General features: G+C 69.8%; 1 protein-coding gene and 1 pseudogene. Both read right to left on the minus strand.

Features of this window, described 5'->3' with window-relative positions:
- Window positions 1-382 (minus strand): thiamine pyrophosphate-dependent enzyme (locus AB0N07_RS51370; protein WP_365847933.1); only part of this gene is annotated, 382 nt, incomplete at its 3' end.
- Window positions 372-1237 (minus strand): annotated as a pseudogene (locus AB0N07_RS51375) (2-oxoglutarate ferredoxin oxidoreductase subunit alpha); the annotation flags it as partial. The gene AB0N07_RS51370 and the pseudogene AB0N07_RS51375, both read right to left, overlap by 11 nt.

A 1237-nucleotide genomic window follows, 5' to 3' on the forward strand; every position in this document is an offset into this window, starting at 1 on the left:
TGAGGTTGACGTTGCGGCGCAGGGCGTGGATGAGGTGGTTGCCGCCGATGGACAGGGCGTCGCCGTCGCCGGTGACCACCCACACGGACAGGTCCCGCCGGCTGGAGGCGAGGCCGGTCGCGATGGCGGGCGCCCGCCCGTGGATGGAGTGCATGCCGTACGTGTTCATGTAGTACGGGAAGCGGGACGAGCAGCCGATGCCCGAGACGAAGACGATGTTCTCCTTGGCGAGGCCGAGCTCCGGCATGAAGCCCTGGACGGCCGCCAGGATCGCGTAGTCACCGCAGCCGGGGCACCAGCGCACCTCCTGGTCGGACTTGAAGTCACGTGCGCCGAGGGCGACTTCGCTCCTCGGTACCAGGGACAGCGCCTCAGTGGGCATGGACGGCCTCCTTGAAAGCCTGCGCGAGCTGTTCGGCCTTGAACGGCATGCCGTTGACCTGGGTGAGGGACTCCGCGTCGACCAGGTACTTCGCCCGGATCAGCGTGGCGAGCTGCCCGAGGTTCATCTCCGGCACGAGCACGCGGTCGTACGAGCGCAGCACCGTGCCGAGATTCCGGGGGAAGGGGTTGAGGTGGCGCAGATGGGCCTGGGCGATGGCCTCCCCTGCCGTGCGCAGCCGCCGTACCGCCGCGGTGATCGGTCCGTAGGTCGAGCCCCAGCCGAGCACCAGCGTGCGCGCCTCGTGCGGGTCGTCGACCTCCAGGTCCGGCACGTCGATGCCGTCGATCTTGGCCTGCCGGGTGCGGACCATGAAGTCGTGGTTGGCGGGGGCGTACGAGATGTTCCCGGTGCCGTCCTCCTTCTCGATGCCGCCGATGCGGTGTTCGAGGCCGGGCGTGCCAGGGATGGCCCAGGGGCGGGCGAGGGTGTGCGGGTCGCGCTTGTACGGCCAGAACACCTCGGTGCCGTCGTCCAGGGTGTGGTTCGGGCCCTGCGCGAACTGCACGGTCAGGTCCGGGAGTTCGTCCAGTTCCGGGATGCGCCAGGGCTCCGAGCCGTTGGCCAGATAGCCGTCGGAGAGCAGCATCACCGGAGTGCGGTAGGTCAGCGCGATCCGCGCCGCCTCGATGGCCGCGTCGAAGCAGTCGGCCGGGGTTCTGGGGGCGACGATCGGGACCGGCGCCTCGCCGTTGCGGCTGAACATGGCCTGCAGCAGATCGGCCTGCTCGGTCTTGGTCGGCAGACCGGTGGACGGCCCGCCGCGCTGGATGTCGATGACGAGCAGCGGCAGCT

The sequence above is a fragment of the Streptomyces sp. NPDC051172 genome, from assembly GCF_040682555.1.
Lineage (GTDB): Bacteria > Actinomycetota > Actinomycetes > Streptomycetales > Streptomycetaceae > Streptomyces.